Here is a 12,780-nt window from a genome sequence, read left to right as displayed (position 1 = left end):
ATAGATACCATATCTATCAACTCACCATCTGCGATAAGGAGAATGCAACGTGAGTAATAAAATGAAAGCGGCCGTACTACATGAGTTCGGACAACCTTTACAGATTGAAGAAGTGGATATCCCAACCCCAGGTGCCGGTCAGATTGTGGTAAAAATGCAAGCTTCTGGCGTCTGTCATACTGACTTACACGCTGTCGAAGGCGACTGGCCTGTCAAACCAAATCCGCCATTTATCCCAGGCCATGAAGGCGTCGGATTGATCACAGCTGTCGGCGACAACGTCCACCATGTCAAAGAGGGTGACCGCGTCGGTGTGCCTTGGCTCTACTCTGCCTGTGGTCACTGTACGCATTGCCTAGGCGGCTGGGAGACACTCTGCGAACAGCAAGAAAACTCTGGCTACTCAGTAAATGGCAGTTTTGCCGAGTATGTCTTGGCCGATGCCAACTATGTCGGCATCATCCCTGAAGGCGTCGACTCTATCGAGATTGCCCCTGTGCTGTGCGCGGGTGTCACCGTCTACAAAGGTCTTAAAATGACGGATACCAAGCCTGGCGACTGGGTGGTGATCTCAGGTATCGGCGGACTTGGACACATGGCCGTTCAGTACGCCATTGCCATGGGCCTTAATGTCGCGGCGGTCGATATCGACGATGAGAAGCTTGAATTTGCCAAAAAGCTGGGCGCCAAAGTCATCGTCAATGCCAAAGACACCGATCCTGGCGAGTATCTCCAAGAACAGATCGGCGGCGCTCATGGCGCTCTTGTGACAGCAGTATCGGCCAAAGCCTTTGACCAAGCACTAAGCATGCTCCGCCGCGGTGGTACCTTGGTGTGTAACGGCTTACCAACGGGCGACTTCCCTGTCTCTATCTTTGATACCGTGTTAAATGGCATTACTATTCGCGGCTCGATCGTCGGTACGCGCCTAGACTTACAAGAGTCGCTAGACATGGCAGCGGCAGGCAAGGTCAAGGCCACCGTCGCGGCTGAGCCACTTGAAAATATCAATGATATCTTTGCGCGGATGCGTGATGGCAAAATCGAAGGTCGCATCGTCATTGACTATAGCATGTAGGCTCGTGAGGTATACTGAGTTCAGTATAAAAACGATATAGTGGGACTGGGATAAATTTTACGCAGCCTCTGTCGGCGCAGGCACAGCACGCAAGGAAAATTTATACCAGTTCCACGTTGACATATAATGTATCTGTTTTATTGGAAATCGACTATATGATAGAGCTGTGCTGCTTTAGGCTGGTTCTCTTTTAGCGCAGCACTGGCTTGTTGTATTTTATTTAGCCCTCTTAGTCGTATCGTTTTCACTCACATGCTATCTTTGGTGTGAATGAAGAGGGTACGACTTTTTATATGCCTCTGATTTTATATAGATAGTTAAACAATTTACCCAGTTTATTCAGTCAAGACACGCCACCAATGATAAGGACATCATGATGAAAGTCACTGCTACCCCATCTTGTAAAGCACTGATCGACTTACTAAAATCCAAGCATGGCGAGCTGATGTTTCATCAGTCTGGTGGCTGCTGCGATGGCAGCTCGCCGATGTGTTACCCCTTAGGCGAGTTTGTCGTAGGCGGCCAAGATGTTTTGGTCGGCCAGCTGGCAGGATGTCCTTTTTATATGGGCAAAGCCCAGTATCAGTTATGGCAACACACCGACCTTATCATCGATGTGGTCGATGGTCGCGGCGCCAGTTTTTCGCTGGAGATACCTGAGGGCAAGCGCTTTATCGTACGCTCTGAGGTGTGCAAGGTATAGCTGGCAGTCGTCGATGCTACACATTATTATTGCCTCTGTCATATTGCTACAGTCTAAAATCTAACTGTCAAAAACCTATCTGCTGATAAAAACCATTTAACATCGCTATGACTTTGGGTCTATACTGATTGACGTCTGTATCGTCTGGGTCATCACACCCAGCTCAATTAGCATGGAAGCTAAGGAAATATCGTATGGAATCAGATGCAATTTTTGACTACGTCATCGTCGGTGGCGGCTCTGCAGGCTGTGTGCTTGCCAGCCGCCTGACAGAAAACCCAGACATCCGTGTCTGCTTGTTAGAGTACGGCGGCGCAGGCAAAGACCTTGCGGTTCGTATGCCAGCTGGACTTATCCTCATGGTGCCAGGCAAGCCGCTAAAACTTAATAACTGGTGCTTTCACACCACACCGCAACCTCATTTAAACAATCGACGCGGCTTTCAACCGCGTGGTCAGTGTTTGGGCGGCTCATCCGCCATCAATGCCATGATTTATACGCGCGGCAGTGCGCTTGATTATGAGCGCTGGGTTGAGCAAGGCTGTACCGGCTGGGGGTTTGACGATGTCCTCCCCTACTTTATCAAAGCTGAAAACAACATCCATGGCGCAGATGCGCTACATGGCGATAGCGGGCCTTTGCACGTCAGTGACTTGCTCAGTCCGCGCGATATCTCCAAAGCCTTCGTAAAAGCGGCTATCGCCAATGGTTTAGATCACAACCCAGACTTTAATGGCAAAAAACAAGACGGCGCAGGCTTATATCAAGTCACGCATTTTCATGGTGAAAAACAAGGTCAGCGCTGCTCTGCCGCCGCCGCTTACCTGCATCCAGTACAAAGCCGGCCAAACCTCATCGTCATTACCCATGCTCAAGCCAACCGCGTTATCTTTGAAGACAAAAAAGCCGTTGGCGTCGCTTATGAAAAAGACGGCGTCGAGCATACCGTCATGGCACGCCATGAAGTGATTCTATCAGGCGGCGCTTTTGGCTCACCCAAAGTACTGATGCTCTCAGGTATCGGCCCTGCCGAGCATCTACAGTCCCACGGAATTGAGGTAATCGTGAATGCGCCCGAGGTCGGCGGTAACTTACAAGACCATCTAGATGTGGTGTTTGATTATGAGGTCAATACCACCGACGTCATCGGTATTGGTATGGCGACGCTCTCAACCTTGGCCAAGAGCATTCGGCAATGGCGCAAAGATGGCACCGGCCTACTGTCCACCAACTACGCAGAAGCAGGCACTTTCTTCAGTGTCGGTGATGCCCCAAAACAATGGCCCAACATCCAACTGCACTTCGTCATCTCACGCGTCATCGAGCACGGCCGCGATCTCAAACGTGGATTTGCGGTTTCCTGCCATACTTGCTACTTGCGCCCTGAGAGCCGAGGGACTGTCCGTCTGGCATCGGCCGACCCTGCAGAGGCCGTGTTGATCGACCCCAATTATCTGTCGCACCCCAAAGACGTAGAATATATGGTGGCGGGCGCCGAGCGCACTCGCGCCATCATGCGAGAGGCTCCCATGGCCACCTACATCACAGAGGACTACCCTGCGCCTTATATCAAAAAAGACGGCATGCTCGGCTTTATCCGCAACAAGTCAGACACCATCTACCATCCTGTCGGTACTTGCCGCATGGGCGCAGATGATGGCTCAGTCGTGGATTTGGCATTAAAAGTACGCGGTGTCAGCGGATTACGAGTCGTCGACGCCTCCATCATGCCGACACTGATTAGCGCCAATACCAACGCGCCAACGATTATGATAGCGGAGAAAGTCGCTGATATGATTAAAGCTGAGCATCATAGTGCTTAGCACAACACCCTCAAAGTTTGAGTTTCCATAAAAAATCGACCGATTAGTTTGCCAAAAAAAAGAGCCACCAGATTACTCTAGTAGCTCTTTTTTAGACTCAACAACTCAGTCTAAGCTCCGATTCATCAGACCAAACTATTTACCGCTTCAACCACAGCGTCGGTGGTAATACCAAACTCTTTATACAAGTCACTGGCTGGTGCTGACTCGCCATAAGTAGTCATACCTATGACTTTGCCATCGAGACCGACAAACTTATACCAGTAGTCTACGTGCGCTGCTTCTACTGCGACGCGTGCGCGGATAGTGGCAGGCAATACTGACTCGCGATAATCAGCGTCTTGCTCCATAAAGATTTCGGCACATGGCATAGAGACCACACGCACGCCAATGCCATTTTCGCTAAGCGTCTTGTGCGCTTGCATCGCTAGGCCAACTTCTGAGCCGGTGGCGATGATAATTGCTTTTAGCTCGCCTTGTTCTTTGGCTAGTACGTAACCACCTTTGGCGATGTTCGCGACTTGGCTCTCATCGCGCGCTTGATGTGGCAAGCTCTGACGGCTAAAGATCAAGGCAGATGGATTGTTTGCTGACTTAATCGCTTCTACCCAAGCCGTCGCCGATTCGGTCGCATCGCAAGGACGCCATGTGCGTAGATTCGGCGTGGTGCGTAGGCTAGTCAACTGCTCGACTGGCTGATGCGTTGGGCCATCTTCACCCAGACCGATCGAGTCGTGCGTATAAACATGAATGATGCGCTGCTTCATCAGTGCGCCCATACGCACGGCATTACGCGCATATTCCATAAACATCAGAAAGGTCGCCACGTAAGGGATAAAGCCGCCATGCAATGCGATACCATTGGCAATCGCAGTCATACCGAACTCACGCACGCCGTAGTAGATATAGTTGCCGTCGCTGTCGGTCTCAATCCCCTTTGCGTCTTTAAATAGCGTGAGGTTTGAGCCGGCAAGATCGGCTGAACCGCCCATAATCTCTGGCAATAATGGCTGCAAAGCATTGATCGCATTTTGACTGGCTTTACGACTGGCGACATCACCGCCTGCTTCTTGGGTTTGCTGGATATAGTCTTTTGCTTGGCTAGCAAAATCAGCTGGCAATTCGCCATTTAGGCGGCGTAATAGCTCGTCTGCCAGCTCTGGGTAGGCTTTTTTGTACGCTGCAAAGTCAGCATCCCAGTTCTTTTGTTGCACATCGCCTTTGGCTTTGGCATCCCACGCTTCATAGATTTCATCGTCTAGCTCAAATGGGGCATGTTTCCAAGACAACGCATCACGAGTCAAGGCGATTTCGTCATCACCAAGTGGCGCGCCGTGGCTAGCCGCTAGACCTTGCTTGTTCGGACTACCAGCACCGATGGTGGTTTTACAGATGATTAAGCTTGGCTTTGCCGTTTCGTTAATGGCCTGCTCGGTGGCCGCGGTGATCGCGTCTGCATCATGACCGTCGACGGTGATGACTTGCCAGCCATAAGACTCAAAGCGTCCTTTGGTATCGTCGGTAAACCAGCCCTCGACATTACCGTCGATAGAGATGCCATTGTCATCATAGAAGAAGACCAGCTTGCCAAGCCCTAGCGTGCCTGCGAGTGAACACACTTCGTGACTGATGCCTTCCATCAAGCAGCCATCACCCAAAAACGCATAGGTATGATGATCGACGATGTTATGGCCATCGCGGTTAAACTGGGCGGCAAGGGTCTTTTCGGCAATTGCAAAACCAACGGCATTGGCGATACCTTGACCGAGTGGGCCTGTGGTCGTCTCAACACCAGGGGTATAGCCATACTCAGGATGACCTGGGGTTTTTGAATGCAGCTGACGGAAGCCTTTTAGGTCATCGACACTGACGTCATAACCAGTCAAATGTAGCAATGCATAAATCAGCATCGAGCCATGACCATTTGATAAAACAAAACGGTCGCGGTTGTGCCAGTTAGGATCGGCAGGGTTGTGCTTTAAAAATTTACGCCACAAAACCTCGGCAATATCGGCCATGCCCATCGGCGCGCCCGGGTGTCCTGAGTTGGCTTTTTGAACCGCATCAAACGACAGTACACGGATGGCATTGGCTAGTTTACGTTCGCTAATTGGAGCTGGCATAGAGTGTCCTAATATTCGAATCAGAAATGTGGAGCATAAGAGGAGAGTTTACTCGAGGATAGTCTGCCAAAAACGCCTAACGCATCATCGACAGACAGACGATAAAGTCAAAGTGCTATATTAACATATTTGCCATCAGGCACGCTAAAAATGCGCTGATAGAATCGTTTGTATTTAATCATCATTTGTATCAGTTTTTTCAAACCAACACGGATCAAAAAAAACCGCGAGTCCATTGATGACCCGCAGTTTAGATAGCAGCTTATAAAAACATCACTGTATTAAACCAAAATGGTCTCAGCTCCGCCCATATATGGACGCAGCACTTCTGGAATGCTAATACTGCCATCAGCATTTTGATGGTTTTCCATCACTGCCAGCAGCGTACGGCCAACAGCAAGGCCTGAACCGTTTAGCGTATGAGCAAGGCTGGTTTGTTTACCATCTTTGACTCGTGTGCCCATGCGGCGTGCCTGAAAGTCACCGCAGTTTGAGCAGCTAGAGATTTCGCGATAGGTGTCTTGGCTTGGTAGCCATACTTCGATATCGTAAGTTTTTTGAGCCGCAAAGCCCATATCACCTGTACATAGCTGTACCACGCGATAAGGTAGATTTAGCTGTTGCAAGATATCTTCGGCTTGACCTGTCATCGCCTCAAGCAAATCATCTGACTGCTCGCTAGTAGCGATATTGACCATTTCAACTTTTTCAAACTGATGCTGACGAATCAGACCACGGGTATCACGGCCATGCGAGCCAGCTTCACTACGGAAGCATGGCGTATGGGCAGTAAACTTCAATGGCAGCTCTTTGATATCCAAACGCTCGCCGCGTACCAAGTTGGTCATCGGCACTTCTGCAGTCGGAATCAAATAAAAGTCCATCTCATCGTTATTGGTATGATTGGTCAGTTTAAACAAGTCTTCTTCAAACTTTGGTAGCTGACCGGTGCCTTTTAGGCTCTCGCTATTGACGATATAAGGCAAATAAGTCTCAAGATAGCCGTACTTGACCGTATGGGTGTTCAGCATAAACTGAATCAAAGCGCGATGCATCTGCGCCAGCTGCCCTTTGAGCACATTAAAACGACTACCGGTCAGCTTGGTAGCCGCTTCAAAATCCAGCATGCCCAAGGTTTCACCGATATGGGTATGGTCTTTGATGTCAAAATCAAACTGACGCGGCGTCCCCCATTTGCGCACTTCGACATTATCATCTTCTGACGTCCCGACAGGCACATCTGCTGCTGGAATATTGGGGATTTGCATGGCCGCTTGTGTGATGCGCTCTTGCAGGGTGCGCAGCTCATCTTCTGCCGCCTTAATCTCACCACTGATGCTTTGCATTTGGGCCAGTAGCTCGCTGGCATCTTCGCCTGATTTTTTTAGCACGCCCACTTGCTTTGCCCCCGCATTACGGCGCGATTGTAGCTCTTCGGTTTTGACTTGTAGCGATTTACGCTCGGTTTCGATATTTTGCCAAAAAGCCATATCAAGCTCGTAGCCGCGAGTGGCTAGCTGCTGTTGTAAATCACTTAAATCGCCGCGCAAGAGTTTCGGATCAATCATAATAGTCGCCTGTAACGCTAAATGTGGGTAAAATTTTAATAGGGCGTATTGATAATCAGATCAGCCAATCAGAGCATTCTGTCAGGCCAATTTCGCTAAGATAATAGATTTACATGGCCTGTTAAAGGACCATCGCATTATCCTAAAATGGTTCTGATGATTGTCTTAATGACGCACTGATGGATATCAAGCCGCCTGATGTACCATGCTGGTTATAAGAATATATAATAGCCGCTATGATACCAAGACCCAGCAGATTTGACCATGTTTTGCCTATATTTTGGCGATGTTCTCAGTGATATTACGATAACGCCCTAACAAGACTTTTGTGGTGCCATATTCACGCCGTAGCGCTTGTTATGCTGGAGTGGTTTTTATTTTATATAAATACCACCTGCGCACAGCGCATCCATAGAAATATAAGACCAATCCCGCCATCGCACCGCTTATATGTTTCATTTAAGAGCGCTTTTCGGTAAGATAAGCGCATATCTTTTTTCTGTCTTTAGCCAAGTACGGCGACGCTGTCCTGCTTTGGCGATCGAAACCCAACGCTGTTAACACAAGTATCTGAGAAACCTCTATGGCCCTGTACCCTTACACGCTCCAACCCATCGCCTTAAACCTTACCGAAGCCGAATTTCATCAAGCACAGTATGAGCTGTTTGCCAGTGCGAGTCCCTCGTTTGGTCTATCCAGTTTTAAGACCAAAGAATGGGTCGTCATGGCCGTGGTCGTGATACTAGCGATTGCAGGTTTGGTGTTTGTCACGGGCTACTCTACGATTATCTTTTGGTTGATGCTAGTGGCCGTGGTGATTTATGTACTGGTGCGTACCCTTGGTTTTAAATGGTACGTCAAAAGAGAGTTTGAAAAACAAGTGGCCGATCAAGAAATGCCCGATGAGATGCGCCAGATGAAGCTGGGCGTACAAAAGCACGGATTGGTGATGGCCATGCCTGTCAATCAACCAGAGATGTTTAATAGCAATCAGATGCGCGGCATGCAGATGCGTGCAGGCCAAACCCAGCAGGCCGTCATTCCATGGTCTGCTGTCAAAAGCTGGGATGAAACCGACGATTACATTTTTATGATGTTTGAGGTCAAAGGCCAACAAGGCAGCCAGATCGTCCCAAAACGCCTACAAGCGCAAAAGTTTCCGATCGATACCGTGCGTCAGCATCTCCAAGAAGTGGTGCCCGTTAAAGGCTTAAACCCTGAAAGCTTGCAACCGCCTGCTTAATAATATTTTTTAGCAGCTTATGATACAAAAGCGCTCTATACCTCTAGGGCGCGCCTTAGTTATAGACAATCAATCATATAGTTAAAATTAATCAATTTAACCTATCCATGATGTTTTGCTATGATAGTCATCAGTAGAGGAAGGAAGGGTTTAGAAGTCACAAGAAAGTAGGTATGAGGATAATACCTACTTTTGATAGTAAATACCTTTGTTTATGATACTTGCCATCGGTAGCCTTATAGGCAACTGGCAGTTGGTTTGATGCGAGCATCGCCATATCATTTATATTGTTATTTTTTTTGGCAAAACGGCTATATTATATGAATGAGCATAGCTACGTAGCCCATGACTTGCTACACTCTTAGTCTTCTTTATTATCAAGCTTTTTAGTGATTTTTTTGGTCATCTTTTTGGTGACTAAAGATTACGTATGCTACTAGGCTTTTTAATACGACTTTTTATTGAACACTCAAACTATAAGGATAATATCATGAGTAATAATGCAACCAACCAGATTGGTCTAGAAAAAGCAGACATGAGCGAAGTCATCAGCAAGCTAAATGACTTACTATCAAGCTATCATATGTTTTATATCAACGTCCGTGGCTATCACTGGAACGTCAAGGGCGAGCACTTCTTTACTTTGCACCCACAGTTTGAAGAGCTATATACCAGCCTACAAGTAGAGATCGACGAGATCGCTGAGCGTATCTTGACATTAGGTGGTACGCCACTACATGCTTATAGCGACTTTGCTCAGCACACCAGCATCTCTGAAGACAAAAACGTCAAAGATGGTAACGCTTGTGTGAAAGGTGTGGTTACTGGTCTAAAAGCTTTGATCGAAGAGCAGCGCGACGTGTCATTAGTGGCCGAAAAAGCTGAAGACCAAGGCACAGCAGACTTGGTCGATGAATACGTACAACAGCAAGAAAAACTGATCTGGATGTATAATGCGTTTTTGGGCTAAGGCTATAAAATACGATGCCTATACTTATACATAAGCACTAAAAATATAAGTACGAAAAACATAAGCACTAAAAAAGCACCCAATGGGTGCTTTTTTTTGGTTCAAAACACTTAGGCTGCTTATTTTTGAATCCACTGACGGATTTTTTCGCGCTCCGCAGGGGTCGCCTGTAGCCATAGCTGCATAAAGCTATCAAGAGTATTACCAGTTTGCACAGCCGCTGGCATAGGTTGCGCGGTGCCTGTATCGACACTGCTCTGAGGCGACTGAGTCGCTGGCTGCTCTAAAGCGGCAATCGCTCGCTGGTTTTGTCGCTCGGCGTCACCTGCACCACCAAACACGCCGCCGATGGCTTTACCCAAGCCTGAGAACAGCCCGCCTTGTTGATTGCCGAGGCTTTGCTGGCTGGCGATCACGGTATTGTTTTGCTCTACAGCCAATGTCGGACGTTTGGCATACTCTCTCGCCGCTTCGTACGCTTCTGGCTGGCTTGGCATGGTCAGGCGATAGGTTTGATTGTCTGCTAATTGCGCGGTCACACTGACATTGCCTGAGCGCAAATAGTCGTGCTCATCACGGCGCAAGTTGTACAAACGGTCGTATTTGGCCGTAATCGCATGCGTACCAGGCTGCAACGTAAACTTCTTTATGAGCGGCTGAAAAGCACTCTGCTGCACTTCTTGACCATTGATGGCAGTGACCTTGATATGATCATCGACCAACAGCGTCACGGCCGCGTGCGATAGCATAGAGACAGAACCTGCCCCTATAAGCAAAGCACTGATAGTCAGTTTTTTTAACAAAGAAGCATTTGGTTTCATAAGTGAGTCCAGTAGTCATGTGGCGTTTTAGAGAATAAAGCGGGTTGGCAAACAGCTGGCAAACAATGGGTAAAAAACCGTTGTTTTCTGTATGACAGCGTATTGGGTTACTCATAACATACGCCGTTATTTATCGTGCAATCAAACTTAGAAGCAGTAATCAAACCCATTAGCAGTAAGAAACACACCGCCTAAAAGTCGAGTGGCATGGTATGTTGGTCTTGCTCTGCTGTGCTGTTATCTACTTGCGTTTCTTGAGCAATATCTGCCAGCTCAGCGGCCAGCGTTTGCTCATCGATGGTACGCAGCGCATCACTGATGACGGCTTTGGAGATATTGCTGCGGCCAAGATTGGAAAACATGGGCTGAATATAATTGAGCACGTCCATCATCGCACCGATACGGTGTGGCCCGTCAGTCAGCAAGTGATCGATGATACGGTCGTCAAACTGCCAGCCGCGGCGGCGCAAGATAGACTGCAGCAGCGCCTGACGGTCAGCGAAGTCATGGCCATTAGGAACCTTAAAGGTCGGCGATTGAGCCAAACGCGTCAGCAAGTCCCTCAGCCCAAACGGTAGCTCACTTGCAGGTTTGTCGGCGGCAAACAATAACTGGCGCTGCCCTTCTCGGCTACGATTGATCAGATGGAACAAAGCCTCTTGCCACTGGGTACTTTGCTCTAGCACCTCTAAGTCATCAATGGCGATTAAATCAAAGTTTTCTAACGACGAGAGGACATGGACATCTGTATGAATCAGCTCATTGAGCGACAAGCAGATAGCCGTCTTATCCATTTCTATATATGACTCACAAATAGCGGACAACAGATGAGACTTACCCGTCGCAGGGCTGCCAAATAGGTATAACTGACCGATCAGGCCGACATGTAGCTGCCTGACTGCATCAATAATCGACATCCAACCAGGACCTGCAAAATCGCTAAGACTTGCATCGTGCTTAATGTCCAGATTGAGACTTAGCTGTGCTTCTGCCATGAATCATCAACTCGGTTTGCGTAGCGCAATCACTAAAAAGGCTAAACGACTAATATTTTTAAACTGACTTGGGTAGCTTGTGCTTTTATGAACGCTAATCCAAGCCAACCTAGGAACGATAAATACCGTGAATACTGCGCCTATATATAACATATTTGTAAAATGACTGACAAGTCTTTTACCCTTTACCTTGCATCAATCGGCATTCACGCTCATACAATCCACGGTATAACTGTTATCACTCATCATTCGGGCGCATCCTCATTTTAAAATAGTGATGATAACGAGAGGAATAAAACCCTAAGACACATGGATCATTGATCCTTAAACAATGTCAGTTGCTTGTGGCCTTTATACAGATCGGTTGAGCGATAATAATCATACAAATGGCGAAATAACACATTCAGGACAGCTGACACAGGCAGTGCAATCAGCATCCCGACAAAGCCTAATAAGCTTGCCCCTGCCAATACCGCAAAGATGACCCATAACGGCGATAGACCAATCTTATCCCCCAACAACAGTGGCTGCAGGATATAACCCTCTGCTGCTTGCCCCACTAAAAACGCCCCTACAATCAATGCCAAATAGGTCCAGTCTAGCCCAAACTGAAACAAACAGGCGACAATGGCTGCAATAAAACCGATACCAAACCCCAAATAAGGCACAAAGCTTGCGATACCTGCCACCATCCCGATGATCAGACCCAGCTCAAGGCCGATAAGCTGCAACTGCACTGCATATATCGCGCCCAGCAATACCATGACCAACAGTTGACCTTTGATAAATGCCATCAATGCACGGTCGCACTCATGCGCCACCTGTATCACTTTTTTGCAATAGGGTGCTGGTATGGCCATCTTCCAAGTCTGCAACCGCTGATCCCAGTTGAATAAAAAATAAAAAGTCAAAATTGGCACCAGTACGATAAGACCTGCATTGTTGATAAAATTCATACTAGAGGCGATGATTTGACTCATCATCGTACTGGCATCTGCAAACTTATAGTTCGTCTGCATATAGTCGACCAACGTTTCAGAAAACCCTTTGGCTTCTAACTCAGGCAAACGAATACGGCTGTTATTAGCAAACCATTCACGCACGACTTGATTGTACCAATTTAGCACCTTTGGCAGATATTCCCAAGCCGCTTGCAACTGATGCCATAACGTCGGTACCAGCCACCAAAGCAGTAGCACCATGCCCAGCGTGATGGTGGCATAGACAATGAGAATCGCCACCCAACGCTTGATATATTTTGATAGGCGCTTGACCAGCGGATTAAACAAATACGCCAGTACAAAAGCAAAAGCAAACGGAATGATGACTGGCATCATCAAATACAATAAAAAAAGCGCCACCACCATCGACGCCACGATAAATAAGCGCCGGAAAAAAGGATCTATGGTTTGATTTATCATGGTGGGTAACCCTGCGATTGGTCAATAAAAATAGT

The 12,780-nt window shown here is 47.8% G+C and carries 10 protein-coding genes; 5 read left to right on the top strand and 5 right to left on the bottom strand.

From position 1 onward, the window contains the following. Nucleotides 1-49 precede the first annotated feature (49 nt). The 3 genes from adhP (at nucleotide 50) to R0I52_RS05400 (ending at nucleotide 3,604) form a co-directional block, all read left to right on the top strand. On the top strand, nucleotides 50-1,078 hold the full coding sequence (adhP, locus tag R0I52_RS05410; protein WP_317053487.1) for an alcohol dehydrogenase AdhP: 1,029 nt from the start codon (nucleotides 50-52) through the stop codon (nucleotides 1,076-1,078). Nucleotides 1,079-1,454: 376 nt separating this feature from the next. Further along, nucleotides 1,455-1,781 (top strand): DUF779 domain-containing protein, encoded by a 327-nt coding sequence (locus R0I52_RS05405; protein WP_075100601.1) that lies wholly within the window; start codon nucleotides 1,455-1,457, stop codon nucleotides 1,779-1,781. A 194-nt stretch (nucleotides 1,782-1,975) separates the two neighbouring features. Then, complete coding sequence (locus tag R0I52_RS05400; protein WP_317053486.1) at nucleotides 1,976-3,604, top strand: GMC family oxidoreductase; 1,629 nt, start codon at nucleotides 1,976-1,978, stop codon at nucleotides 3,602-3,604. Between the two features lie 125 nt (nucleotides 3,605-3,729). On the opposite strand, the gene tkt is transcribed toward R0I52_RS05400, so the two are convergent. Both tkt and serS read right to left on the bottom strand, forming a co-directional pair. Continuing rightward, nucleotides 3,730-5,727, bottom strand: a complete 1,998-nt coding sequence (gene tkt / locus R0I52_RS05395) for a transketolase (RefSeq protein ID WP_317053485.1) — start codon at nucleotides 5,725-5,727, stop codon at nucleotides 3,730-3,732. A gap of 281 nt (nucleotides 5,728-6,008) precedes the next feature. After that, nucleotides 6,009-7,295 carry a serine--tRNA ligase gene (gene serS, locus R0I52_RS05390; protein WP_317053484.1) on the bottom strand — a complete coding sequence of 429 codons (1,287 nt, stop codon included), beginning with the start codon at nucleotides 7,293-7,295 and terminating at the stop codon, nucleotides 6,009-6,011. Nucleotides 7,296-7,878: 583 nt separating this feature from the next. On the opposite strand from serS, the gene R0I52_RS05385 reads away from it, so the two are divergent. After that, nucleotides 7,879-8,538 (top strand): YcxB family protein, encoded by a 660-nt coding sequence (locus tag R0I52_RS05385; RefSeq protein ID WP_317053483.1) that lies wholly within the window; start codon nucleotides 7,879-7,881, stop codon nucleotides 8,536-8,538. Nucleotides 8,539-9,028: 490 nt separating this feature from the next. Beyond that, on the top strand, nucleotides 9,029-9,508 hold the full coding sequence (locus tag R0I52_RS05380) for a Dps family protein (RefSeq protein WP_105243933.1): 480 nt from the start codon (nucleotides 9,029-9,031) through the stop codon (nucleotides 9,506-9,508). 119 nt (nucleotides 9,509-9,627) lie between these two features. On the opposite strand, the gene R0I52_RS05375 is transcribed toward R0I52_RS05380, so the two are convergent. The 3 genes from R0I52_RS05375 to R0I52_RS05365 all read right to left on the bottom strand — a co-directional run bounded on the left by R0I52_RS05375 (nucleotide 9,628) and on the right by R0I52_RS05365 (nucleotide 12,745). Further along, nucleotides 9,628-10,329, bottom strand: a complete 702-nt coding sequence (locus R0I52_RS05375; RefSeq protein ID WP_317053482.1) for a DUF2057 family protein — start codon at nucleotides 10,327-10,329, stop codon at nucleotides 9,628-9,630. Between the two features lie 191 nt (nucleotides 10,330-10,520). Beyond that, nucleotides 10,521-11,324, bottom strand: coding sequence for a DnaA regulatory inactivator Hda (gene hda, locus R0I52_RS05370; protein WP_317053481.1), 804 nt, complete (start codon nucleotides 11,322-11,324; stop codon nucleotides 10,521-10,523). Nucleotides 11,325-11,638: 314 nt separating this feature from the next. Continuing rightward, on the bottom strand, nucleotides 11,639-12,745 hold the full coding sequence (locus tag R0I52_RS05365) for an AI-2E family transporter (protein ID WP_317053480.1): 1,107 nt from the start codon (nucleotides 12,743-12,745) through the stop codon (nucleotides 11,639-11,641). Nucleotides 12,746-12,780 lie beyond the last annotated feature (35 nt).

The organism is Psychrobacter sp. CAM01 (assembly GCF_032842965.1).
Classification (GTDB): domain Bacteria; phylum Pseudomonadota; class Gammaproteobacteria; order Pseudomonadales; family Moraxellaceae; genus Psychrobacter; species Psychrobacter celer.
This window is presented reverse-complemented; position numbering and strand designations above follow the sequence as displayed.

What these genes read in the sequence shown, in the direction of transcription:
- R0I52_RS05405 (WP_075100601.1), top strand. Translation starts at nt 1,455, where the DNA reads ATGAAAGTCACTGCTACCCCATCTTGTAAAGCACTGATCGACTTACTA.
- R0I52_RS05400 (WP_317053486.1), top strand. Translation starts at nt 1,976, where the DNA reads ATGGAATCAGATGCAATTTTTGACTACGTCATCGTCGGTGGCGGCTCT.
- tkt (WP_317053485.1), bottom strand. Translation starts at nt 5,727, where the DNA reads ATGCCAGCTCCAATTAGCGAACGTAAACTAGCCAATGCCATCCGTGTA.
- serS (WP_317053484.1), bottom strand. Translation starts at nt 7,295, where the DNA reads ATGATTGATCCGAAACTCTTGCGCGGCGATTTAAGTGATTTACAACAG.
- R0I52_RS05385 (WP_317053483.1), top strand. Translation starts at nt 7,879, where the DNA reads ATGGCCCTGTACCCTTACACGCTCCAACCCATCGCCTTAAACCTTACC.
- R0I52_RS05380 (WP_105243933.1), top strand. Translation starts at nt 9,029, where the DNA reads ATGAGTAATAATGCAACCAACCAGATTGGTCTAGAAAAAGCAGACATG.
- R0I52_RS05375 (WP_317053482.1), bottom strand. Translation starts at nt 10,329, where the DNA reads ATGAAACCAAATGCTTCTTTGTTAAAAAAACTGACTATCAGTGCTTTG.
- hda (WP_317053481.1), bottom strand. Translation starts at nt 11,324, where the DNA reads ATGGCAGAAGCACAGCTAAGTCTCAATCTGGACATTAAGCACGATGCA.
- R0I52_RS05365 (WP_317053480.1), bottom strand. Translation starts at nt 12,745, where the DNA reads ATGATAAATCAAACCATAGATCCTTTTTTCCGGCGCTTATTTATCGTG.